Origin of the sequence: Myxococcus sp. NMCA1 (assembly GCF_026810205.1) — a bacterium.
Taxonomy (GTDB): domain Bacteria; phylum Myxococcota; class Myxococcia; order Myxococcales; family Myxococcaceae; genus Myxococcus; species Myxococcus xanthus_A.
This window is the reverse complement of the sequence record NZ_CP113950.1, coordinates 5,128,265-5,151,354: the sequence shown is the minus strand read 5'-3', so window position 1 is coordinate 5,151,354 and position 23,090 is coordinate 5,128,265. Positions and strand designations below refer to the sequence as shown.

Sequence of the window (23,090 nt, the reverse complement as noted above, 5' to 3'; positions counted from 1 at the left end):
GACAGCGCGAAAGCGACGACTCCCGGCCTATCGCTCAGCCGCCTCCGCCGCACTCCGCTCTTCCTTGCAGAACGCCAGTCGCTGCTTGATGACGTCGAGCGGCACCGCCATCTCCAGCTTGAAGGACGTGCCATCCGGCTGGACGCGCGCGAAGTCGAGCAGCTGCGCCAGGTCCTTCTCGCCTTCGGCCTGCGCCTTGATGCGCGCCATGCTCAGCGCGGCGCCCAGCGTCTTGCCCAGGTCCGTGACTTCGTCGCCATTCGCGCCGCGGACCTCGGCGACCATCGCCACATCGCCGCTCGCGTCCACGTGGAGCTCCACGTTCTGGGCCACCCGGCGGATGCGGTCCGCCAGCTCCGCCTGCTCCTTGGGCAACAGCCGCGCGAGCTGGTCCACGGACAGCACGCCATACATCTCCCCGTAGGTGCTGCCCTCGGAGATGGCGGGCGGCTCGTCCGGGCCGCGTCCCTCCACCCGGTCCACCACCGCCTTCACCTCGTCCGGCGACTTGCCAATCACCAGCAGCTCGTTGTTCCACGTCGCCACTGCGGCCTCACTCCGGCCACGCGCCGTGCTCCCATCCGGCCGCGTCACCGTCATGTCGCCCGGCTCGTACACCCGGGCGCCTTCGCCGTAGTCCATGGACACGCGCTCACCCAGCAGCTCCTTGAACTTCGCGTTGCCGAAGTTGCCCGACAGCATCATCCCTTCATCGGTGATGACCAGGCGGTCCAGGTCCTGGAGTGGGTCCACGCCACTGAGGTTCCGCAGCTCCTGCAGCCGCTTTCCGCCATCCCGCATCAGGCAGTCCAGGAGCAGCTCACCAATGGGCGAGTGCCGCAGCGCGTTCGCCTCGATGACCACCGCCGTCTTGCCCTCGCCGCGGGGCAGGGCGGCCAGCAGGGGGTCCCTGGGACGCGCGCGCTCCTGCGTGCCCGCGTCCACCTGCACGGGCAGGACATGCGTCCGGCGCCGTTCCGCGCGCTCCCGCTCGGGTGCCCGCATCCGCCGGGGGAATTCCACCTTCGGCGTCTCCATGGCGGGCTCTTCACCCTGCCCGGTGAACATCAACACCGCGGCCACCACGAACAGCATCGCCGCCACGACGAGCCACACCCGGCGGCGTCCACGGTTGTCCATGTCAGTAGTCCTTTCCCTCGAAGCGCCAGAACCCCACCGCCAAGGCCCCGAATCCAAACACCAGCACACCGAGCAACAGCAAGCCCAGCGAGCGCACCTCCAGCGGCGTGGACGCGGCGATGTCGCCCGCGGCCACGGCCAGCGCGGACAGCCGCGGCAACACCAGCGTCACCGCCCGGAAGGCTTCGCGTCCAAAGCCTTCCTCGAAGAAGGGCGTCATCTGCTGCCGGTAACCCGCGATGATTCCTCCCACCAGGAAGACGAAGCCGGAGGCCGCGCACAGCGCCGCGCTGCGCACCAGCGTCGCCGCCGTCAGCATCACCGCGTACACCGCCGCGAAGCCCACGCACGCCAGCAAGCCGGCGATGAGCGGCCCCGCCGTCCAGTACCCCGCCTTCACGCCGAAGATGAGCACCAGTCCCGTCGTCCCATACAGCGTCCCGCCCAGCGCCAGCACCATCACGCCCAGGAACGTCCCCGCCAGCAGGTGCCATCGCTGGATGGGCAGCGCCAGCAGGTGCTCGATGCGCCCGGGTGACATCAGCGACGGCGCGAAGTCCGAGCACGCGACGATGCCGAACAGGATGCCGCCGTAGAACACCAGGAACGCCGCGGCCTGGTACACGGGCCGCAGGGCCACGTCGACGGAGCGGATGCTCGAGCGAAGCTCCTCGCCGAACAGCCGAGACGCCGCGAGCGCGCCGTCCACCACTTCGATGCGCAAGCTCAGCGCCACCACGGTCAGCACCAGGGTGATGCCCACCATGAAGGCCAGGATGAACTTGCGCGACATCGCCTCACGGAGCACGTAGCCCGCGATTCCCAGGACGGGCTTCACGCTGCGGCCTCCACTGTTCCCATCAGCACCGACTCCAAGTCCGTTCCGTCACGCCGCAGCTCCACCATCAATGCCCCCGCCGCGCGCGCCCGGTCCAATGCCCCGTTGAGCGCCGCCGGGTCCTCCGCCTCTACGACGTATTGTCCCTCCGCGACGCCTCGGACGAAGCCTGCCGTCACCAGGGCTTCCGTGTTGGCGCCCGGGGCGAAGCGCACCAGCCACCGCACGCCGCCGCGCGCCAGGTCCTCCAGCCGGCCCTCGCGCACCACGCGGCCTTTCGCGAGGATGGCGACGCGGTCACAGACCCGCTCGGTCTCCGCCAGCAGGTGGGAGTTGAGGAACAGCGTCGTGCCTCGCTGCACCTCGTCCTGGAGGATGCGCCGCACCTCCATCCGCCCCATGGGGTCGATTCCGTCCGTGGGCTCGTCCAGCACCAGCAGGGAAGGGGTGCCCACCAGCGCCGCGGCCAGGCCCAGCCGCTGACGCATGCCCTTGGAGTACCCGCCAATGCGCCGGCCCACCGCGTCCGACAGGCCCACGCGCTCCAGGAGGCGCAGGTTGACCGCGGGGTCCACGGGGAGGCCCTTCAGCCGCGTCACCGTCGCCAGGAAGGCGGGCGCCGTCCAGGTTCCGGGCAGGTGCAGGCGCTCGGGCAGGTAGCCGATGCGGGCTCGGATGCGCGGGTCCTCGGGCGAGCCCCCCAGCACCCGGATGGACCCCTCCGTGGGCTGGACGATGCCCAGGATGCTCTTGATGAAGGTTGTCTTGCCCGCACCGTTGGGGCCGATGAGGCCGAAGGCGCTTCCTTCCGGCACCGTCAGGTCCATGCCACGGAGGGCCTCGTTGCCTCCCTTCCGGAAGGCCCGGTGGTACGTCTTCCTCAGTCCCCTCACTTCGATGGCTGGCACCTGGCTGTTCACGATTACGACTGTAGACGACCCTGGCGTCAGTCGATTGCCTCGACTTGCATACCGGGCGGGCAGCCGGGCGCGCTGGGCGGCCACGGCCCACCGCGACGCTCTTTTCGCGCCCGTGGGAAAGCCGCTTCGCACGCCTTCCGTGCCTGCCGCGCCGCGGTAGCTCGTTGTTCCGGGGACTTGGCGGCTTGCAGACTCTTTGGAGCTCCACGGTCCGGCCCATGCATCGTCCGGCGGCAAACTCAAGCCACGAGGAGCACCAGACATGACGTACGAGGACCGCATCGAACAGCAGCTGCTGGATGCCCGCCGCGAGCTGGAGCAGGCCGACAAGGACCTGGCGACCGGGACGGAGGCGGCACGCGTGCGCTACGCCCGCGCCCTGCACGAAGCGGACATCGCCGAGCGCCGCGCCCTGCGGCACGCACGGGAGGCTCGGAACCATCAGAAGAGCTGGAGGCTCGTCGCAGGCTGAGCAGGCGGGCCGGGGGCCCAAAACGATGAAGGCGCGGCGCCGCCGGTTTATACCGGCGAGCGCCATGGCCTATCCCATCCACCGACCCCGCCGCCTGCGCCGCAACGCCGTCCTGCGTGACATGGTGCGCGAGACGCGCCTCGACCCGGGCGACTTCATCTACCCCCTCTTCGTCGTGGAAGGCCGGGACGTGCGCCGTCCCATCGTCTCCATGCCGGGGATCTTCAACCTGTCGCTGGAGCACGTCGTCGCCGAGGCCAGGCACGCCCGGAAGCTGGGCGTGCCCGCCGTCCTCCTGTTCGGCATCCCCAACCACAAGGATGCCCGCGGCACCCAAGCCTACGCCGACGACGGCATCGTCCAGCGCGCCATCCAGGAGATCAAGGCGGCCGAGCCGGACCTCCAGGTCATCGTCGACGTCTGCCTATGCGAGTTCACCGACCACGGCCACTGCGGCGTGTTGGAAGGCGGCCACGTCGTCAATGACGCCACGCTGCCGCTGCTGGCGAAGATGTCCGTGAGCTGCGCCAAGGCGGGCGCGGACATCATCGCTCCGTCGGACATGATGGATGGCCGCGTGGCCGCCATCCGCGCCGCCCTGGACGAGACGGGCTTCGGCGAGCTGCCCATCATGGCGTACTCGGCCAAGTTCGCGTCCGGCTACTACGGGCCGTTCCGCGAGGCCGCCCAGAACACGCCGACCTCCGGTGACCGCCGGGGCTACCAGATGGATCCCGGCAACTTCCGCGAGGCCCTCAAGGAAGTGGCCCTGGACGTGGAGGAGGGCGCGGACATGATCATGGTCAAGCCCGCGCTGGCCTACCTGGACGTCATCCGCGCCGTGCGCGAGCGCTGGGAGCTGCCCGTCGTCTCCTACAACGTGTCCGGCGAGTACTCGATGCTCAAGGCCGCCGGGCAGAACGGGTGGATTGACTACGAGCGGGTGATGCTGGAGACGCTCACGTCCATGAAGCGCGCCGGCTCCGACCTCATCATCACCTACCACGCCCTGGAGGCGGCGAAGCTCCTGTAGGCAACAGCCGGGCGGGCTCGCGGCGGGTTGACCCTTGATCCGCCGCGCGCGTTGCGTCCAAATGTGCGTCGCACGATGCCAACCAAAAAGCGGCCTGGACGAAAGTCCCAGAAGCCCCCGCCCCAACGCCGGCCCACCGCGAAGAAGCGGTCCGGCGCCGGTCGCGCGGCCCGTGTCACCCCCCCAGTGCCCTTGCAGTACAAAGTGGTCGAGCTGTCCACGGTGGACGAGGGCGCCCTGGAGCGCACCCTCAACGAGTGGACGACCCAGGGCTGGAACCTCGACGGCATCCAGTTCGCGATGCGCGAGTCCTCCAAGCGCCCGGCCATGGCCTTTGTCCTCTTCACGCGCCAGGGCAGCCCCGCCAGGCATGATGAAGACGCGGCGCGCGGGCGGCTGTTGCGGATGTCGGAGACGGGCAGCCCCACCGCGGCGCTCGCGGCCGAGTACACGCGCGAGCATGCCGAGTGGGCCGCGCCCATGATTTCTCCTTTGAGCGCCCACGAACGGCTGGCGCGTCTGGCGGGGCTGGACGAGCCCGAGCCGCGCGAGGAAGGCCTCACGCTGGAGCCGGAGGAGTGAGCACCGCGCGAAGCCGCGTGTTCATGGCGGCAAGTCGGCAAGGGGGCCGCGCCTTGCGGTTGGTGTCCGGAGACGCGCAACCCGATTCCCCCTATCCCAAGGCCTCGCTCTGGCTGCGCGGCGGCGCGCGGGCGGTGGACGTGTCGGTGGCGTGGGGCCTGTACGTCGTGGGGGGGGCGGCGGGCGCGGTGGTGGCGCTGCTGTTCCTGCTGCTGGCGGACGGGATGCTCCAGGGCCAGAGCGTGGGCAAGCGCATCTTCGGCGTGAAGGTGATGCATCTGCCCACGCGTTCGGCGGCGCGGCACCGCGACAGCACCCTGCGCAACGCGCCGCTGGCGCTCATCGTGCTGCTGGGCATGATGCCCGCGCCGCATGGGACGGTGGCCGCGGCCGCGGGGCTCATCGTCATCGGCAGCGTGGAAGCATGGCGCGTGCTGAGGGATCCGCTGGGCTGGCGGCTGGGCGACACCTGGGCGCAGACGCAGGTGGTCGACGGGAAGGTCGTCGCGGGCGTAACCGTTGCAGCTCGCACGCCGGTCGCGCATGAGCGCGCCTCCGGCAGGCTCATGTCCGCGGCGAAGGTGCGCCGTGGACGCTCGTCGTTCAGGAAGCGAAGGGGGTACCCATGCGCATCGCGCTGACCCACAACCTCAGGCTGTCTGATTTGGAAGAAGAGGCGGAGTTCGACACGCAGGAGACGGTCAACGCGCTCGCGGCGGCCATCGAGCGCATCGGCCACCGGCTGGAGCGCTTCGAGGTGAGCGGCCCGGCCTCGCGCACCGTGGCGCGGCTGGAGGCCTACAGCCCGGACCTCATCTTCAACACCGCCGAGGGCCGCCGCGGCCGCTTCCGCGAGGCCTTCTACCCGGCCCTCTTCGACGAGCTGGGCTTCCCGTTCACGGGCTCGGACGCGTACGCGCTGGCGGTGACGCTCGACAAGCAGCTCACCAAGCTGGTGCTGTCCAAGCAGGGCATCCGCACGCCCGGCTGGCAGTACGTGGAGAAGCTCAGCGAGCTGTCCGCGGAGAACCTGCGCTTTCCCGTCATCGTGAAGCCCAACTTCGAGGGCTCGTCCAAGGGCATCAGCCAGGACTCCATCGCGGAGACGCTGGACGAGGTTCGCGCCAAGGTGGCCGCTGCGCTGGAGAAGTACCCGTCCGGCGTGCTGGTGGAGGAGTACATCTCCGGCCGCGACCTCGCCGTGCCGTTCCTGGAGTCGGTGGACAATGACTACGACGGCGTGCTCTCCCCGGTGGAGTACGTCATCGACCCGGCCGTCACGCAGGGCCGCAAGTACGCCATCTACGACTACGCGCTGAAGACGTCGCGGGAGGGCACGGTCAGCGTGCGCGCCCCGGCGCAGATTCCGCCTCGCACGGCGGAGGACATCCGGCGGATGGCGCAGAAGGTGTACCGGGCGCTCGACTGCCGCGACCTGGGCCGCATCGACGTGCGCCTCAGTGACGCGGGCGTGCCGTACTTCCTGGAGATCAACGCGCTCCCCAGTCTGGAGCCGCGCGCGGGCATCTACGCGGCGGCGGAGCTGGACGGCCTGCACCTGGATGGGGTCATCAACTCCATCATCACCAGCGCGGCGAAGCGGTACAAAATCAAGGACTCGTCGCGTCGCCAGGGCAAGCCGGCGCGCAAGAGCGGTCCGCTGCGCGTGGGCTTCAGCTTCAACGTGAAGCGCGTGAAGCCCACGGCCACGGCGGAGACGGTGGAGGACAGCGAGGCCGAGTACGACTCGCCGAACACGCTCCAGGCCATCCGCGAGGCGATTGCGTCGTGGGGCCACGAGGTCATCGACCTGGAGGCCACGGCTGAGCTTCCCTCGGTGCTGTCGAGCACGCCGCTGGATGTGGTGTTCAACATCGCGGAGGGCTTCAAGGGCCGCAACCGAGAGAGCCAGGTCCCGGCGCTGCTGGAGCTGCTGGACATCCCGTACACGGGCTCGGACCCGGCCACGCTGTCCATCGCCCTGGACAAGGGCCTGGCGAAGAAGATTGTCCGGCAGGCTGGCATCCTCACGCCCAACTTCCAGCTCATGGCGACGGGCAAGGAGCGCCTCAACAAGGAGTTCACCAGCTTCCCGCTCATCGTGAAGCCGGTGGCGGAGGGCAGCTCCAAGGGCGTCGTCACCAAGAGCGTCTGCCACAGCGAGGCGGAGCTGCGCGAGGTGGTGCGCGAGATTGCCGGCAAGTACCAGCAGCCCGCGCTCATCGAGGAGTACATCCGCGGCCGCGAGTTCACCGTGGGCCTGCTGGGCGAGCGGCGGCCCCGCGTCCTGCCGCCCATGGAGATCGTCTTCCTGGACCGGGAGGAGAAGAACCCCGTCTACAGCTTCCAGCACAAGCTCGATTGGACGGACCGCATCCGCTACGACGCGCCGGCGAAGCTGGAGCCCGCGCTGCTGGAGCGGCTGCGCACGGCGGCGCGCAACTCGTTCATGGCGCTGGGATGCCGCGACGTCGCGCGCATCGACTTCCGCATGGACGACAAGGGGCGCATCTACTTCATCGAGTGCAATCCGCTGCCGGGCCTGACGCCGGGCTGGAGCGACCTGGTGCTCATCGCCCAGGGCGCCGGCATGGACTACCGGGGGCTCATCGGCGAAATCATGGCCCCCGCCATCCGCCGCTACAAGGAGCGCGAGGCGCGCCGCGCCGCCAGCGAGCACCCCGCTTCGGTGCTGCGCAAGAGCGTGCCCTTGGAGGAGGGGACTCCCACCGCCGCGCAGCCCGTGGCCGCGACGGCCCCCGCACCGGCGTCACCGGCGGTGGAGCCGTCACCGCGCGTGGACGCGAAGGCCTGAGGCCCACGCGACGCCCCGGCCGCCCCGTCCCGCGCCTCCTCTTCGAGGGGGCGGGCGGGGCCGGCTGGAGTGGTTGACGGTGGGGAGTGGTCGGTTAGTGTCCCCCCTCTATGGTGCACATCCCCGAGGAGACGGGTCCGCGCGTCCGGGCCCGTGAGCTGGGCCTTCCGCTGGGGCGCTTCAAGCCCGGCAAGTTCAACGCCATCACCGACGTGGAGGGGGTGCTCGTCGGGCACAGCACGTTGATACGGGGCGAGGGTCCGCTTCGCCCCGGGCACGGTCCGGTGCGCACGGGGGTCACCGCCATCCTCCCCAACCAGGGGAACATCTTCATGGAGCGCATGACGGGAGGCGGCTTCGTGCTCAACGGCGCGGGCGAGGTCTCCGGCATGACGCAGCTCATGGAGTGGGGCCTCATCGAGACGCCCATCCTCCTCACCAACACCATGGCGGTGGGAGCGGTGTCGGACGGCGTGGCGCGTTATCTGGTGGACCGCTACCCCGGCATCGGCGACGAGCACGATGTCATCATCCCCGTGGTGGGGGAGTGTGACGATTCCTGGCTCAACGACATCTCCGGGCGCCACGTGCGCGAGGAGCATGTCTTCGAGGCCATCAACAACGCCTCCACCGGCCCCGTGGCCGAGGGCAACGTGGGCGGCGGCACCGGCATGGTGACGTGCGACTTCAAGGGCGGCATCGGCACGTCGTCCCGCAAGCTGCCGGAGGTGCTGGGCGGCTACACGCTGGGCGTGCTGGTGATGTCCAACTTCGGGAAGATGCACAACCTGCGGGTGGGCGGCCTGCCCGTGGGCGAGGTTCTGGCGGAGAAGTTCAAGGGCACGCCCAAGCGCGGCCAGACGTACGGCTCCATCATCGCGGTGGTGGCCACGGACGCGCCGCTGCTGAGCCATCAAATCAACCGCCTCTGCAAGCGCGTGGCGCTGGGCATTGGCCGCGTGGGCAGCTACGCGGCGCACGGCTCAGGGGAGATTGTCGTCGGCTTCTCCACGGCGAACATCATTCCCCGGCGCACGCAGAAGATGGTCTACAAGCTGAAGCTCCTCCTGGATCAGCGCCTGGACCCCCTCTACGAGGCGGTCATGGAGGCCACCGAGGAGGCCATCCTCAACGCCATGTGCATGGCCACGTCCATGACGGGCGCCAACGGCAACCACTGCCCGGCGCTCCCCCTGGACGAGGTCCGGCGCTTCCTGGACGCCTACAAGCCGATTTTCGCGTCCGTGAAGAAGCGCCCCCAGCAGTCGAGCGCCCCGGCGGCCAGGGAGCGGCCCAGCAACGAGGACCGGGAGGGGGAGGTGAAGGCGTCCACCGCCCGGCCGACCCAGGTCCGGAGCGCCGAGGGAATCCCGTTTCCCACCCGTCCGGCACCGGACGACACCGGAGAGCCGGGGGGGCCCGAGGGTTCCTCTTCCGGGAGCCCGGCGGGTTCTGATAGTTAAGCCCCTCTTTTCACGTCTCCGTACGGAGCACAGGAGTCAAAGATGGCCCGCAGCAAGAGCAAGCACCGTCGCGTGCAGATGAAGATCAAGCAGGCCTGGAAGAAGCGGGCCAAGAAGAACAAGGCCGAGGCCAAGGCCGCCGCCGAGTCGAAGAAGAAGTAGTCGTTCCGACCGCGCTCGTGCGGCCCGTGGCTCAGTCCCGGGTCGCCGAGAACGGATTGCTGACATTGCAGCGCTGTCCCCCCGTGTCGGACGCGCGCACGTAGCTGCCCGTGAGGACGCCGGTAATGGACGCCGTCCCGCCATCCGTCAGCGGCGCCATGTAGCTGCCGGTGAGCGTCAGCGTGTCCGTCCGGTTCGCCGAGGGCACTCCCGTTCCCGTCATCAGGAAGGTCCCCTGGGAGGTGATGGTGCCCCGGACGGGGACGCCCGCCAGCCGGCTGGTGAGGTTTTCGCCCGAGCGGGCGATGTCCAGGACTTCACCCGTGGGAACCTCCACCCCCAGGAGCGCGCACTCCGAAGGCACGCCCCCGTCCGTGTTGAACTGCAGCCGGTAGCGGCCTTCGACCGCGGGACAATCCGTGCAGGGCGGGGCTTCTCCGCCACAGGCGCCGGTGGTGAGCAGGAGCAACCCGGCGACGAAGGGGGCGAAACGTCCAGAAGTCATGACTTGGTTCTCCTTGAGACGGAAGCCGGACTTCCCGGTGGGACGGCCGGTTCCTACGTTGGGCAAGGGCGGCGTTCGGTGGGCTCGTAGGGCGGGGTGGGGTGGGGCGGTGGCTGACTCGAGGCGGTGGTCCAATTTTGTATTCGCCGGGCTTTTTGCCCTGGCGCTGATTCTCTTCTCCAGGATTCTGCTGCCGTTCCTGATGCCGGTGTTGCTGGGCGGCTTCCTGGTGGTGCTGTTCATGCCGGTGCAGGACTCCCTGTGCCAGAAGCTGGGGGGCCGCAAGTCTCTCAGCGCCGGGGTGTCCACCGTCACCGTGTTCGTCCTCATCCTGGCACCGCTGGCGCTGGTCGGGTGGATGGTGGCGCGCGAGGTGTTCCAACTCGTAGGCCAGGCGCAGGTCCTGCTGGAGCAGCAGCACCTGCGTCACCCGTTCCTGGCCAGCCTGCCGCTGGGCCTGGAGCGCTACCTCCGGCTGGGCGCGGACAGCGCGGAGACGGAGCGGGCGCTCCTGGCCGCGGTGACGGGCGGCGCGTCGTTGCTGCGCGACGTGGCGGCGGCGGGCACGGACCTGGTCATCAACCTGTTCCTGATGTCCGTGGCCATGTACTACTTCTTCCTCGACGGGCGCCGGCTGGTGGCCGAGGTCATGCGGCTCATCCCGCTGGACAGGCGCTACTTCGAGGCCTTCGCGCGCGAGTTCACCGACGTCGCCTACGCCATCATCTATGGCAACACCGTCACCGCGCTCATCCAGGGCGCCGTGGGCTTCGTCGGGCTGCTCATCGCGGGGGTGCCGCATGCCGGCGTGTGGGGCGCGGCCATGGTGCTGGTGGCGCTGGTGCCCGTGGGCGGCACGGCCCTGGTGTGGGGGCCCATTGGCGTGGTGCTCATCGCCGCCAACCAGGTGAGCGAGGGCGTGTTCCTCCTGGCCTGGGGCGCCTTCCTGGTGGGCAGCATCGACAACGTCATCCGGCCCCGGCTGTGTGGCTCGCGCATGGCGCTGCACCCGCTGCTCGTCTTCCTGTCCATGTTCGGCGGGCTGGCCGTGTTCGGGATGATGGGCCTGCTGGTGGGGCCGCTCATCGCCTCCATCTTCATGGCCATGGTCCGCATCTACCGCCGGGACTTCCTGGGCATCGGCCGCGCCGAGCACCTGTCCGCCGATGACGAGAACACGTCGGCGCCTCCCATGTCCGAGCCCGTCTCCTCCCGCATGTCTCCCGCGGCGCCGGCGATGGGACCCGCGGCGACGCTCAACGCCTGAGCGACAGGAGAACCGCCTAGCCTGGACTTCCCCGACGGGGTGGGTGAACCTCCCCGGGGAATGACGACCTCCCGACTCTCGATGGTTCGCTGGGGGCTGTGGTGCGCCCTGGTGGTGGCGCTGGCCTCGCCGCAGGCCCTGGCCGCCGCGGTGAAGCGGAAGGACTCGGCACCGGCGCGGCCCCAGGAGCTGTCGTTCCCGGAAGAGGCCACGGCTTCCGCCCGTCCGCGAGACGTAAAGACGTGGGGCATGGAGGTGGACCCGGAGTCGCACACCACCACCGCCCCTTTCCTGGAGGTGGCGCTGGATACGGGCTCTGGCGGCACGGTGGGAGACGCGCCGGCACGACCGCCCCTGGCGCGGCTGACGTTGGGGGGCACGACGACGTGGCGCAACTACTGCGCGCGGCCCGGCGTGAAGTCCTGTGGCGAATATGACCGGCTCCCGGCGAACGAGCGCCTGGGGGACACGGTGAGCTATGCGTCGTCGGTGCCGTACCTGGGCATTGCCGCCGAACTGGAGCTGCTGCCGCTGGCGCGCAGCGAATCACTGCTGCGCGGCCTGGGCCTGTCGCTGGGTTACCGGCGTGGGTATTCCTCCACCAACGTGACGCTGGTGAGTGACGCTGGCCGGTCGACCACGCGCGAGGTGGTGGCCACCGACTCGGTGCTCACCGCGCAGGCGCTCTACCGCTACTTCTTCGGCATGGGGGAGGCGAACGCGCCGCTGGGCTACGCGGGGCTGCGCGCGGGCCTGCTCACCCGCGCCTTCGACGTGGACGAGTCCGCCAACAGCCCGCTCACCGGGACGCACCGCCTGTTCCCCGCCGTGGGGCTGGAGGTGTCGGTGCCGCTGCTGCGCTGGGTCCGGCTGGAGGGCGCGGGACAGTTCTTCCTGAGCCCGAAGCCGGGCAAGGGCTGGGCGCCGGCAGCGCGGCGCTGGACGCGGAGGTCAGCGACTACGGCACGTCGGTGTCCAGCTTCGGCTGGGAGGCGGAGCTGGGCGTCGGGGGCGACATCTGGGGGCCCTTCGGTTACTCGGTCCGCTTCCGCGTGTCCCGCTTCCAGGACACGTTCTCCGGCGCCGGCACGAAGCTGGGCTGGGATGAGGGCGGCGTGGCGGCGGAGACGTACTCCAGTCTGCACTGGGGCATCACCGCGTCCTACTGAGGCGCGTTGCCGGCTCCCACTCCGGCGCGGCGGAGGCGTAGGGTGCGGACATGTCCGAGCACGTGTCCCCCCAGGAGCTGCGCAGGAAGTGGAAGCTGGCGAACGCGGAGCCGCTGGAGGGCGGTCACCGGCTCGAGGCGTACCGGGCGCTGGCGCAGGGCTGTCCCGCGTTCGTTCCCAACCTCCTGTCGTTGAGCCGCACGTTGCTGGCTGGCCGGCACGAGGCGGCGGACCCGGAGGCCGCGGTGTCCGAGGCCGAGCAGGTGCTCCGCTCCGCGTCGGACGTCTCCGCGGGGGCCCCGGAGCCCCTGCTGGCGTTGGGACACTTCCTCGTCTCGGTGCGACAGGCGCCCGACGAGGCGGAGCGGGCCTTCTCCTCCGCGGCCAGTGCGGCGATGGCCTTGCTGGAGGAGGCGTGGGCGGGGTGGATTCACGCGCTGGGCGCGCAGGGACAACTGGACGCGGCGCTGGAGGTGGAGGAGCGGGCGAGGAGCCTCTTTCCTAGCTCCAAGGCGATTACGCAGGCGGTGGCGTTCGCGCGAGGCCAGTCGGGTACGCGCTGACGCGTGTCCCGCCACGTCAGGGCATGCGCTCCAGCGAATTCCGGCCGCCGGCCCGCACGGCCTGACGGTGCTGGGCAATCCGGTTGCGAGCCCACTCCGGGGCCAGCTCCAGTTCCTCCGGGAAGAAGAGGTCTTCGCCCAGCCCTTCGACGAGCACCTGGATGAGCGGGTCATCGGGGTACTGCGTGGCCGGGTCGTCGAACACCAGCCCCACGACGATTCCCGTCTTGCCCAGGAAGCGCTGGCTGATGGTGCCGTCCTCGGAGTGCGGCACGACCTTCACCGTCGCGCCAATGCGCACCGGTGCGCCGTCCACGTCATGACAGATGATGAGTGAGGGGTCCTGGATCATGGCGCGTAGGAACGGGGCTTGAGCGACTTCGAGATGACCACCAGCACGACGGTGATGACGACCCATGCGAGCAGGTGGTGGGAGAGGACGTGCCGCCCGTCCTGCTCACAGGCGAGCTCTCCGAGCAGCGCGCCCGTCGAACCCACCGACAGGCCCGCCACCACGGCGCGCAGCGGCTGGAAGAAGGCCCCACGCAGCGCGAACAGCGCCACCACCAGCGGCACCACGCCGATGGCCAGGTGACTGACGGTGCAGACCCAGCCCGGGAGCGATGGGGGACTGTGCGGCGTGCCTCGGGCGAGCACCAGGGCCGCCGCGCTGACCACCGCCAGCCCCACGCCCAGCCGGCGCATCCAGCGGCCCTTGGGGGACAGCGCGCCCCACGCACACACCGCGCTGGTTCCCACCAGCATGGCCAGCAGGGGGGCGCGCGCCAGGAGCAGGGGGGCAGTGACCGCGCCCACCGCGAGCATCACCACGGCCGCCAGCAGGCCCAGTCCCGCCGACGCCGCCATCAACCAGACGGCCTGCGTGCGCCAGCGCCGCACCGGACGACGAAGCGCCAGTTCGCGCCGGGCCGCGGCGAGCACGCGCTCCATCGCGGCGTTGTCCTTCGTGGGCGTCTGGGTGAGCAGCTGGTCCAGGTCCGTCGGTGGCTTCATCGCGCCACCTCCAGCTCCAGCTCGCCCAGCAGATCGCGCAGCTTCTCGTAGCCGCGGTGCGCCCGCAGCCGCGCGGCGCCAGGGCTGATGCCGCGCAGCGCGCCAATCTCCTCGAAGGACCAGCCCTCCACCTTGCTGAGCACCACGGCTTCACGGTGGTCCGGGTGGAGTTGGTGCAATGCGTCCAGCAGATGCCTGCGCAGCGACGGGTCGCTGTCATCCGGCGCCGGGGAGGCGGGCGTCGCGGTGTCCTCCCGGGATGCATAGGCGTCCACGTGCCGCTGATGCCTCAGCGCGTCGCGCGCGGCGTTCGCGGCAATGGTCATCAGCCACGGCGTGAAGCGGGTGCCGGGCTCGTAGCGGCCCCGCGAGCGGATGACGGACAAGAAGGTGGCCTGGAGCAGGTCTTCCGCGAGCGCGCCATTGCGCACCATCCGGGCCAGGAAGCCTTGGACCCGCGGCGCGTGCCGCGCGAAGAGGTCCTCGAAGGCGTCCTGTGCTCCGTCGCGAAACCGTTCCATGAGCTCTTCGTCCGTTTGGCTCCGCATCACCCGGCTCCTCTACGGGCCACCTGCGAAAGTGTTTCCGGCGGTCTCGATTCTCAAGGTTTGGCGGGGAAAGTACTGGAAAGTCGCGGGGTTGCGCCCGTCGGCAACATCCCGTCCTGCCCTGGAGGGCGAGGCCGTTAGTGTTGGGCGCGGAGGCACCTCGGACGCGTGGACCATTGGAGCATCGAAGGCATGGGGGCGGGGTTGGTGGCAAGCCTGCTGGCGGGCACGGCGACGGGACTGGGCGCGCTGCCCGTGCTCGTCACCTCGGAGCTCAGCCGGAAGGCCCAGGACCGGATGTTGGGCTTCAGCGCGGGCGTGATGCTGGCGGCCACGTCCTTCTCGCTGGTCATCCCCGCGATGGAGTTGGTGAGAGGGCAGGGCCATGACGGGCTCTCAGCGGCACTGCGCGTGGCGGCGGGGGTGTTGCTGGGTGGACTGTTCCTGCGCGTGTGGCACGACCTGATGCCGCACGAACATGCGCTCAAGGGCCACGAGGGCCATGGCGGCACGAAGTGGAACAGCGTGCTGCTGTTCGTGCTGGCCATGACGCTGCACAACTTCCCGGAAGGCCTGGCGGTGGGCGTGTCCTTCGCCGCGCCGCAGCCGGAGCTGGGCCTATCGGTGGCGCTGGGCATCGGCGCGCAGAACATCCCCGAAGGACTGGTGGTGGCGCTGGCGCTGCGTGCCACGGGGGCGTCCGCGTCGCGCGCCGCGCTCCTGGCGTTGCTCACCGGCATGGTGGAACCGGTGGGGGCGCTGTTCGGCCTCCTGGCCCTGTCACTCAGCTCCGCGCTACTGCCGTGGGGACTGGCCTTCGCGGGCGGGGCGATGCTCTACGTCATCAGCCACGAGATGATTCCGGAGAGCCACCGCGGCGGCTTCGAGCGCGAGGCCACCACCGGCCTCATGTGGGGCTTCGTGCTCGCGTTGGTGCTGGCCATGTCGCTGGGCTGACGAGGCCCGAGGGGTCTATGCGGGCAGCAGCACCAGTCGGGCAATCTCCGGGGGCGCGCCCACGCGCATGGGTGGGCCCACGAAGCCACAACCCCGGCTGACGTAGATGAGCGAGTCGCCCGTGCGGCTCAGGCCCGCGTTGCGGTCTCCCCAGATGAGGTCCCCCATCAGGTTTCCCGGGAACATCTGTCCGCCGTGCGTGTGCCCTGAGACCTGGAGCCCCACGCCGCGCCGGGCCACCTCGTCGAAATTGGACGGCTGGTGCGCCAGCAGCACGGAGGCCCGGTCGGGCCGCACGTCGCGCAGCGCCGCGTCCAGGTCATAGCCGCGCTCGCCCATGCGGTGCGCGCTCCAGTCGTCCACGCCCGCCAACTGGAAGGACGCCGCGCCGTCGCCAATGGACACGGAGCGGTTGCGCAGCACGTGGATGCCCAGCCCCTCCAGGAAGGCGACCCACGAATCGGCGCCGGAGTAGTAGTCGTGGTTGCCGGTGACGAACCAGGTGCCGTACCGCGCGCTCAGCTTCCCCAGGCTTGCGGCGAAGACACCCAGCGCATCCACGGAGCCGTCCACCAGGTCCCCGGTGATGGCGATGACGTCTGGCTTGAGTGCGTTGGTGCGGGACACCAGCTCATCCATGAAGCGGCGCTGAATCACCCCGCCGATGTGGATGTCGGTGAGCTGCACCAGCGTGAGGCCTTCCAACTCGCGCGGCAGGTGGGGCAGCCGCACGGGGATGTCTCGCACATCGGGTGGGTGGTACGCGCGCCAGCCGCCGTAGGAGCTCACCGCCACGCCCGCGAGCCCCGCGCCCACCGCGAGCCCCTGACCCAGCAGCGCCCGGCGCTCCGGCGACGCGGGCGCGGTGGGGGTTGTCGTCTCCGCGCGTGCCTTGCGGCGCTCACGCCACGCGGCCATGGCCCGCACCATGTCCACCGCCAGGGTGAACATGAGCAGGTAGAGGACCAGACCAATCCACAGGAGGAAGACGATGCCCAGGCGCCGGGCGCCCTCGGAGGGCAGCACGGAGCCAATGGCCCGCGCGCTCAGGGCGCCCACGAAGCCCACGGCGAACAGGCCCTGGGCGGTGCGCCGCAGCCACTTCCGCTTCGTCACGTCACGGACGAGCCGGCGGTAGAGATAGACATGGCCCACCGACAGCACGGCGAGCACGGGAACGAAGAAGAGGAGCAGGCTGACCCAGCGTGGCATCGGGAATCCTGCATAACGAAAGCGTTCCCGTCGCGCTCCAGGATTCCAGGGGGGCAAGCAGGAAGGTGGGCCAGGCACACCCCGGGCCCCTTTCCCACGCCGCCGCGCCGGGGCAGGCTTCGCCGTCTCGCGAGGCCGATTCCCGGTTCACGCACCCCTTCGAGGTCGTCATGCTCCGCTCCCTGCTGGTTCCCATGCTCCTGGCTGTCTCGCTGCTCGGCTGTGGTGACGACGAAAGCGTCAACCCCGACTCGGGAGACCCGACCAAGGTGACGTACGCGGAGTCGCTCAACGTGGACCTGGCCGAGATGACCCGGCTGGATAGCGGGCTCTACATCCAGGACACCTTCGTCGTGGAGGATGGCGCGCAGGCCCAGGCGGGCAATCGCGTGCAGGTTCGCTACACGGGCTACCTGCCGGACGGACGGAGCTTCGATGCCACCGGCAACGGGCCCGCTATCGGATTCACCCTGGGCACTGGGCAGGTCATCGCGGGCTGGGATGAAGGCATCGCCGGCATGCGAGTGGGGAGCCGTCGCCGCCTCGTCATCCCGTCGTCCCTGGGTTATGGCGCCACCGGCTCGGGCCGCCGGATTCCGCCGTACACGGTCCTCATCTTCGACACCGAGCTCGTGTCCGTCCGCTGACGGAGGCGAGGAACTCCGCTCGCCGACGTGCTATAGAATTTCCGTGTCTTCCGGGAAGTCCGGGCCGGCGTGGACCGGCCCGGAGGTGCGTGGTGACCCGGAATGGGGGAGGCGAGCGATGTCGCGGTCCGAGGCGGAGATGAGTTTGGAAGGCCCCCGATCAGCAGTCCCGGGGGAGGGCGCGTTCCACGGGCTGCTCACGCAGCCGTCGTCCGAGGTGGCGGCGCAGCTCTACGAGGAGCTGGGGAGCTCCCAGCGCGAGCGGCTCCAGAAGGAGGCCGCGCAGGCCGCGGTGGCGGAGCGCCAGCGTCTGGCGGAAGTCCTGCGCCAGGCCCGCGACTTCTCGGGCGCCGCGCGCCTGCTGGATGGATGCGGCGCGGCGGCCCTGGTGGCGGAGCTGTATGTCCAGGGCGGGCGTTACGTGGACGCGGCGGAGGCGTACCTGCGCGCGGGTGAGGTGGAGCGCGCCGCGGCCGCCTTCGAGCGGGGCGGCGCCATGGAGCGCGCGCTGGAGGCCTATCGCGGCCTGGGCGCGCGTGAGGCCATGGCGCACTGCCTGGTGCGCCTGGGCCGCCCGTACGAGGCGGCCCAGCTCTACCGCGAGTTGGGCCAGTCGCACGCGGAGGTGGAAGCGCTCGCGAGCGTTCCCTCCGGTGACCCGCGTCACCTGGAGTCCGTGCTGCGCATGTGCAAGCTGCTGGATGGCGAGGGCTTCACGCGGCGTGCGCTGGCGCTCCTGGCCGACACGATGCGCGGCACGGAGTCGGCGCGGGGAGACCCGGCGCTGGCGGCGGAGAAGGCCCGGCTGCTGCGCCGCCTGGGCATGGACGCGGAGGCCGAGGCCGTCATCGCGCGTCTGCCCTCGAACGCGGCGGCGCCGGAGTCCAATGGCTACCACTACCTGAAGGCCATCCCCATCTTTGGAGAGCTGTCGCTCGAGGACATGAAGGACCTGTACCGCGTGGCGCGGCAGGTGCTCATCCCGTCGGGCGCGGTGCTGCTGGAGAAGGGCTCGCCAGGCAGCGGCCTCTTCGTGCTCCTGGAGGGCGCGGTGGACGTGTTCAGCGGTCCGGAGCTGGATGCACGCCGGCTCAACACGCTGGGGCCTGGCGCGTACCTGGGGGAGATCTCCCTGGTACAGGATGCCCCGGTGTCCGCGCAGGTCCGCGCGCGCACGGCGGTCCGCGCGCTGCGCATCACCCGCGCGGGTTTCCAGCACTACCTGGACACGCATGACGCGGCGGCGCTGCGCATCTTCCGCCTCTTCACGCACAACCTCGCGGCGCGCGTGCGGGCGCTCAGCACCTGACAGCCGGCGTGTCTGTCATTCCGGGCTCGCGTGTTCGCACCCGTGCCCGGATTGACAACACGGCGTCTGTGCTTTAATTCAAACGCATCATGAGGCCCGTCTTCTTCAACGCCCTGCTGAGTGCGCGCACGTTCGCGCCGGCGGCGGACGTGTGCCTCGCCCCCCGTCACGAGGTTCTGCTCGACATTTGAGTTGGCGGACCGGTGTCTCCGGCGCGCGGGTTGGCTGGTTCCCGTGTGCCGTGAGCCCCGGCTCCGCCCTCTCTCTTGCCGCGTCCTCGTGTGTCCTCACGCGTCCCTGAGCGGGCCTGTCGTGCCCCTCCGGCGAGTCGCGCGTGTGTGCCGCTGAGGCCTTCGGGGCGTCGTCCCCTCATTCCAACCGGCGCCTCAATTCAACCCGCGGGCCTCGCTGCCCGACGGGAACGGGAGTCCTTCATGTCTCGCCACACACGCATCGAGCGGTACCGCAACATCGGCATCATGGCGCACATTGACGCGGGGAAGACGACGCTCACTGAGCGCGTCCTCTTCTTCACCGGTCGCATCCACTCCGTGGGAGAGGTGCACGACGGCTCCACGGAGATGGACTGGCTGCCGCAGGAGAAGCAGCGCGGCATCACCATCACCTCCGCGGCCACCACCACGTTCTGGCAACCCCGGCAGGGGATGGGCGCGGGTGTGCCCCACCGCATCAACATCCTGGACACCCCGGGGCACGTAGACTTCACCATCGAGGTGGAGCGCTCGCTGCGCGTGCTGGACGGCGCGGTCGCCGTCTTCGACGCGAGCCAGGGCGTGGAGCCCCAGTCGGAGGCGGTGTGGCGGCAGGCGGACCGGTACAACGTGCCGCGCATCGCCTTCATCAACAAGATGGACAAGGTGGGCGCGGACTTCGCCATGAGCGTCGCGTCCATCCAGGCGCGGCTGGGCGCGCGTCCGGTGGCCGTGCAGTGGCCCCTGGGCGAGGGCTCGGAGTTCCGCGGGCTGGTGGACCTGGTGCGCATGCGGGCCGTGATGTTCGACGGGGAAGATGGAAGCTTCGTCGACGGCCAGTCCGTGCCGGATGCGGTGCGCGCGGAAGTGGAGGCGCAGCGCCTGCGGCTCATCGAGGCGTGCGCGGACGCGGACGCCACCGTGCTGGAGAAGTTTGTGGACGGGCGGTTGGAGGACATCACCGGGGAGGACCTGGAGCGCGCGCTGCGCTCGGGCACCCTCGCGCGGACGCTGGTGCCGGTGCTGTGCGGGTCGGCCTTCAAGAAGAAGGGAGTGCAGATGTTGCTGGACGCCATCGTCAACTACCTGCCCGCGCCGTCGGACATGCCCGCCGTGGAGGGCTATGTCCCGGGCAAGGAGGGGCGTGTGTTCCGGCCCGTGTCCGATTCGGGGCCGCCTTGCGCCCTGGCTTTCAAGCTGATGAGCGACAAGGCCGTGGGCGGCATCGTGTTCCTCCGCGTCTACTCGGGCACGCTGCGCGCGGGCACCGCCCTGCTCAACCCCGCCACCGGGCGGCGTGAGCGGGTGGGGCGCTTGATGTTCATGCATGCCAACCGTCGCGAAGAAGTGGCGGAGGTCCATGCGGGGGACATCTGCGCGGCGCTCGGCCTGAAGGGCGTGCGCACGGGCGACACGTTGTGCGACCCGGCGGAGCCCGTGGTGCTGGAGTCGCTGGGCGTCATGGAGCCCGTGGTGCAGCTCGCCGTGGAGGCGCGCTCGCCCGCGGAGCTGACGAAGCTGGAGGACGGCCTTCACCGGCTGGCGGCGGAGGACCCGTCGCTGCGTGTGGGCGTGGACCCGGAGAGCGGCCAGGTGCTGCTGTCCGGCATGGGTGAGCTGCACCTGGAGGTGGTGGTGGACCGCTTGAGGACAGAGCACGGCGTGGAGGCCCGCGTGGGCCAGCCCAAGGTGGCGTGGCGCGACACGCTCCGTCGCCAGGTGCGGCAGGAGTACCGCCACGTCCGCCAGTCGGGCGGGCCGGGACAGTACGCGTACGTGGTGCTGGACGTGGGGCCGGCACCGCGTGGCGCGGGGCTCGTCTTCACGGACGACACGCGCGGGGGCACCATTCCCAAGGAGTTGGTGCCTGCCATCGAGAAGGGCGTGGCCGGGGCCATGGCCCGAGGCGTGCGGGACGGCGTGCCGCTGGTGGACGTGGAGGTGCGGCTGGTGGATGGGGACACGCACGTGCGTGACTCCACGCCCCAGGCCTTCGCCGTGGCCGGCTCCCTGGCGCTCCAGGCGGCGGCGCACAGGGCGGGCGTGCAGCAGTTGGAGCCGGTGATGGAGGTGGAGGTCACCACGCCCGAGGAGTACCTCGGCGAGGTGTTGGGAGACCTGGCGGCGCGGCGGGGGCGGGTGCTGGGCATGGAGGCGCGCGGCGTGGTGCGGCTCGTCTCCGCCCGGGTGCCCATGGCCAGCCTCTTCGGCTACGTCACCGGGCTGCGAGGCCGCACCCAGGGCCGGGCCCAGGCCAGCATGCGTCTGGGCGCATACGAGCCGGTGCCGGAGGCACGCCAAGCCGCTTACCTGGCGGAGGCCCGGGCCTGAGGTGAAGGGCAGCCCCGGGAGCCAGGAATGGCTCCCGGGGCTGGCAGGACATTCCAGGTCTTTCGAGGTGGAAGGATCTGGACGCTGTACAAATGTCCATCAGGGGCCACAAAACCGGCAAGCAAGCCGTTGATTTCACGGGACTTCCGGGACGGGAAAGTGCAGGGTCGCTCGCCGATTCTCCGGAATGGGTAGGGGAGACCCCCTGTTTCCATCCGTTCCCAAAGCGGTTCGGCCGGCCGGGCCCGACCGCGCACCGCCAGGCGCCCCGGACATACGTCCGACTGGGCGCGCTGCGCGGGCTTCCTCCCCTGGGGAGGAGGCGGGCTCACTTCAACATCAGGAACCCATGACTTTCGACGAACTTCAGCTTCACGACACCCTCCTGCGCGCCGTCAAGGCGGAGGGTTACACCACCCCCACGCCCATCCAGCAGAAGGCCATCCCCCACGCGCTGACCGGGCGCGATGTGCTCGGCGTGGCCCAGACGGGCACGGGGAAGACGGCGGCCTTCGCGCTGCCCATCCTCCAGCGGCTGTCCGCCAAGGCGCCCGCGGGCGGGGCGCGCCCGGTGCGCTGCCTGGTCCTGACGCCCACGCGCGAGCTGGCGGGGCAGGTGGGCGACAGCTTCGGGACCTATGGCAAGGGGCTTCCCCTGCGTCACGCCGTCATCTTCGGTGGCGTGGGCCAGAATCCGCAGGTGCAGGCGCTGCGCAATGGCGTGGATGTGCTGGTGGCCACGCCGGGCCGCCTGCTCGACCTGATGGAGCAGGGCTTCGTGTCGCTGCGCTCGCTCGAGGTGTTCGTGCTCGACGAGGCGGACCGCATGCTCGACATGGGCTTCATCCACGACGTGCGGCGCGTCATCAAGGCGCTGCCGCCCAAGCGGCAGACGCTGTTCTTCAGCGCCACGCTGCCCCCGGACATCGTGGACCTGGCGCGCAGCATCCTCACGGACCCCATCCGCGTGGAGGTGACGCCGGCTTCCAGCACCGCGGAGACGGTGAGCCAGCAGGTGTACTTCGTGGAGCGCGAGCAGAAGCGCGGGCTGCTGACGCACCTGCTGAAGGAAGGCAACATCCACCGCGCGCTCGTCTTCACCCGCACCAAGCACGGCGCGAACCGGGTGGCGAAGCAGCTGGAGGGCGCGGGCGTCAGCTCGGCGGCCATCCACGGCAACAAGAGCCAGAATGCCCGTGAGCGCGCGCTCGACGAGTTCCGCTCCGGGACGCTCCGCGTGCTCGTGGCCACGGACATCGCCGCGCGTGGCATCGACATCGACGGGCTGAGCTACGTCGTCAACTACGACCTGCCCAACGTGCCGGAGCAGTACGTGCACCGCATTGGCCGCACCGGCCGCGCGGGGGCCAGTGGCACCGCCGTGTCCTTCTGCGACGCCGAGGAGCGCGCGTATCTGCGCGACATCGAGCGCACCATCCGCCGCAACGTGCCCGTGGTGGAGGACCATCCGTACCGCTCGGGCCAGCCCGCACCGCGTCCCGTGAGCCATGCGTCCGGCGCCGCGCCGGAGGCCCGGCCTTCTTCGGGCAACGGTGGGCGTTCCCAGGGCGCGCCGCGTCCCGCGGGGAACGGTGGTGGTGGTGGCGGGCACTCCGCGGGCGCTTCCCGGCGCCGCCGGGGTGGCCGCGGAGCCGGAGCCGGAGGCGGTGGCCGTGGGCAGGGTCGTCCCGAGGGTGGCCGCTCGGCCCAGGGCTCGGGTGGCTCCGGTGGCAACGCCAGCCGTGGGGGCCAGGGTGGCTCCCGCGGTTCGGGTGGCGGCCGCCCCGCGGTGGCGCAGGCGCCGGCGAAGGCCCCCGAGGCCTCTCCGCTTCCTCCGCGCCGCCCGTCGCCCAAGTGGTTCTGAGCGGCTGAGTCCAGACGGCGGCGATAGCCCGCCGTGAAGTCCGGGAAGGGAGCTCGCGCCAATGGGG

At 70.4% G+C, this 23,090-nt stretch carries 23 protein-coding genes; 15 read left to right on the top strand and 8 right to left on the bottom strand.

The annotated features are described in order from the left end of the window. Nucleotides 1–27: 27 nt before the first annotated feature. Genes OZ403_RS21185 through OZ403_RS21175 form a run of 3 tightly spaced genes read right to left on the bottom strand, consistent with a single transcriptional unit; the run spans nt 28 to nt 2,862 of the window. Nucleotides 28–1,140: a hypothetical protein gene (locus tag OZ403_RS21185; protein WP_140798674.1), complete on the bottom strand. Its 1,113-nt coding sequence runs from the start codon at nt 1,138–1,140 to the stop codon at nt 28–30. 1 nt (nt 1,141) lies between these two features. After that, nucleotides 1,142–1,978 (bottom strand): ABC transporter permease subunit, encoded by an 837-nt coding sequence (locus OZ403_RS21180; protein WP_140792442.1) that lies wholly within the window; start codon nt 1,976–1,978, stop codon nt 1,142–1,144. Then, entirely contained in the window at nt 1,975–2,862 is an 888-nt protein-coding gene (locus tag OZ403_RS21175; protein WP_140796527.1) for an ABC transporter ATP-binding protein, read from the bottom strand. The genes OZ403_RS21180 and OZ403_RS21175 overlap by 4 nt, the downstream gene beginning before the upstream one ends. Nucleotides 2,863–3,160: 298 nt before the next feature. On the opposite strand from OZ403_RS21175, the gene OZ403_RS21170 reads away from it, so the two are divergent. The 7 genes from OZ403_RS21170 (at nt 3,161) to OZ403_RS21140 (ending at nt 9,425) form a co-directional block, all read left to right on the top strand. Then, a complete protein-coding gene (locus OZ403_RS21170) occupies nt 3,161–3,370 on the top strand; it encodes a hypothetical protein (protein WP_043613047.1) in 210 nt (69 codons plus the stop codon). A gap of 64 nt (nt 3,371–3,434) precedes the next feature. After that, nucleotides 3,435–4,403 carry a porphobilinogen synthase gene (gene hemB, locus OZ403_RS21165; RefSeq protein WP_186817788.1) on the top strand — a complete coding sequence of 323 codons (969 nt, stop codon included), beginning with the start codon at nt 3,435–3,437 and terminating at the stop codon, nt 4,401–4,403. 204 nt (nt 4,404–4,607) lie between these two features. Further along, complete coding sequence (locus OZ403_RS21160; protein ID WP_174259312.1) at nt 4,608–4,985, top strand: hypothetical protein; 378 nt, start codon at nt 4,608–4,610, stop codon at nt 4,983–4,985. Continuing rightward, entirely contained in the window at nt 4,982–5,626 is a 645-nt protein-coding gene (locus OZ403_RS21155) for an RDD family protein (protein ID WP_174259311.1), read from the top strand. Before OZ403_RS21160 ends, OZ403_RS21155 begins: the two co-directional genes overlap by 4 nt. Beyond that, on the top strand, nt 5,611–7,800 hold the full coding sequence (locus OZ403_RS21150) for a D-alanine--D-alanine ligase family protein (RefSeq protein WP_140792438.1): 2,190 nt from the start codon (nt 5,611–5,613) through the stop codon (nt 7,798–7,800). The genes OZ403_RS21155 and OZ403_RS21150 overlap by 16 nt, the downstream gene beginning before the upstream one ends. A 110-nt stretch (nt 7,801–7,910) precedes the next feature. Continuing rightward, complete coding sequence (locus tag OZ403_RS21145) at nt 7,911–9,263, top strand: DmpA family aminopeptidase (RefSeq protein ID WP_140798672.1); 1,353 nt, start codon at nt 7,911–7,913, stop codon at nt 9,261–9,263. 42 nt (nt 9,264–9,305) lie between these two features. Then, entirely contained in the window at nt 9,306–9,425 is a 120-nt protein-coding gene (locus tag OZ403_RS21140; RefSeq protein ID WP_002636551.1) for a hypothetical protein, read from the top strand. 31 nt (nt 9,426–9,456) lie between these two features. Here the strand turns inward: OZ403_RS21140 and OZ403_RS21135 are convergent, their stop codons facing one another. Further along, on the bottom strand, nt 9,457–9,930 hold the full coding sequence (locus OZ403_RS21135; RefSeq protein WP_268781571.1) for a hypothetical protein: 474 nt from the start codon (nt 9,928–9,930) through the stop codon (nt 9,457–9,459). Nucleotides 9,931–10,039: 109 nt separating this feature from the next. Here OZ403_RS21135 and OZ403_RS21130 point away from each other — a divergent pair, with 109 nt between their 5' ends. The 3 genes from OZ403_RS21130 to OZ403_RS21120 all read left to right on the top strand — a co-directional run bounded on the left by OZ403_RS21130 (nt 10,040) and on the right by OZ403_RS21120 (nt 12,929). Beyond that, nucleotides 10,040–11,197 carry an AI-2E family transporter gene (locus OZ403_RS21130; protein WP_268781570.1) on the top strand — a complete coding sequence of 386 codons (1,158 nt, stop codon included), beginning with the start codon at nt 10,040–10,042 and terminating at the stop codon, nt 11,195–11,197. A gap of 971 nt (nt 11,198–12,168) precedes the next feature. Beyond that, nucleotides 12,169–12,366, top strand: a complete 198-nt coding sequence (locus OZ403_RS21125; RefSeq protein ID WP_268781569.1) for a hypothetical protein — start codon at nt 12,169–12,171, stop codon at nt 12,364–12,366. 50 nt (nt 12,367–12,416) lie between these two features. Continuing rightward, nucleotides 12,417–12,929: a hypothetical protein gene (locus OZ403_RS21120; RefSeq protein WP_140792429.1), complete on the top strand. Its 513-nt coding sequence runs from the start codon at nt 12,417–12,419 to the stop codon at nt 12,927–12,929. Nucleotides 12,930–12,945: 16 nt separating this feature from the next. Here the strand turns inward: OZ403_RS21120 and OZ403_RS21115 are convergent, their stop codons facing one another. From OZ403_RS21115 to OZ403_RS21105, 3 genes are read right to left on the bottom strand one after another with little or no spacing between them, the layout of a single operon-like run. Then, nucleotides 12,946–13,281, bottom strand: a complete 336-nt coding sequence (locus OZ403_RS21115) for a Carotenogenesis protein CarS (protein ID WP_268781568.1) — start codon at nt 13,279–13,281, stop codon at nt 12,946–12,948. Next, the gene (locus OZ403_RS21110) at nt 13,278–13,943 is read right to left on the bottom strand and encodes a DUF1109 domain-containing protein (protein ID WP_268781567.1); all 666 of its coding nucleotides are present in this window, start codon (nt 13,941–13,943) and stop codon (nt 13,278–13,280) included. Before OZ403_RS21110 ends, OZ403_RS21115 begins: the two co-directional genes overlap by 4 nt. Beyond that, nucleotides 13,940–14,491: an RNA polymerase sigma factor gene (locus OZ403_RS21105; RefSeq protein WP_268781566.1), complete on the bottom strand. Its 552-nt coding sequence runs from the start codon at nt 14,489–14,491 to the stop codon at nt 13,940–13,942. The genes OZ403_RS21110 and OZ403_RS21105 overlap by 4 nt, the downstream gene beginning before the upstream one ends. A gap of 192 nt (nt 14,492–14,683) precedes the next feature. Between OZ403_RS21105 and OZ403_RS21100 the strand changes: the two genes are divergently transcribed. Continuing rightward, nucleotides 14,684–15,448: a ZIP family metal transporter gene (locus tag OZ403_RS21100; RefSeq protein ID WP_174260158.1), complete on the top strand. Its 765-nt coding sequence runs from the start codon at nt 14,684–14,686 to the stop codon at nt 15,446–15,448. Between the two features lie 15 nt (nt 15,449–15,463). Here the strand turns inward: OZ403_RS21100 and OZ403_RS21095 are convergent, their stop codons facing one another. Next, a complete protein-coding gene (locus OZ403_RS21095; RefSeq protein ID WP_268781565.1) occupies nt 15,464–16,660 on the bottom strand; it encodes a metallophosphoesterase in 1,197 nt (398 codons plus the stop codon). Nucleotides 16,661–16,830: 170 nt separating this feature from the next. Here OZ403_RS21095 and OZ403_RS21090 point away from each other — a divergent pair, with 170 nt between their 5' ends. The 4 genes from OZ403_RS21090 (at nt 16,831) to OZ403_RS21075 (ending at nt 23,023) form a co-directional block, all read left to right on the top strand. Continuing rightward, nucleotides 16,831–17,307, top strand: coding sequence for an FKBP-type peptidyl-prolyl cis-trans isomerase (locus OZ403_RS21090; RefSeq protein ID WP_268781564.1), 477 nt, complete (start codon nt 16,831–16,833; stop codon nt 17,305–17,307). A 118-nt stretch (nt 17,308–17,425) separates the two neighbouring features. After that, a complete protein-coding gene (locus OZ403_RS21085; protein ID WP_268781563.1) occupies nt 17,426–18,616 on the top strand; it encodes a cyclic nucleotide-binding domain-containing protein in 1,191 nt (396 codons plus the stop codon). Between the two features lie 434 nt (nt 18,617–19,050). Then, nucleotides 19,051–21,159 carry an elongation factor G gene (gene fusA, locus OZ403_RS21080; RefSeq protein ID WP_268781562.1) on the top strand — a complete coding sequence of 703 codons (2,109 nt, stop codon included), beginning with the start codon at nt 19,051–19,053 and terminating at the stop codon, nt 21,157–21,159. A 349-nt stretch (nt 21,160–21,508) separates the two neighbouring features. Beyond that, nucleotides 21,509–23,023 carry a DEAD/DEAH box helicase gene (locus OZ403_RS21075; RefSeq protein WP_140792412.1) on the top strand — a complete coding sequence of 505 codons (1,515 nt, stop codon included), beginning with the start codon at nt 21,509–21,511 and terminating at the stop codon, nt 23,021–23,023. The last annotated feature ends 67 nt before the right edge of the window (nt 23,024–23,090 follow it).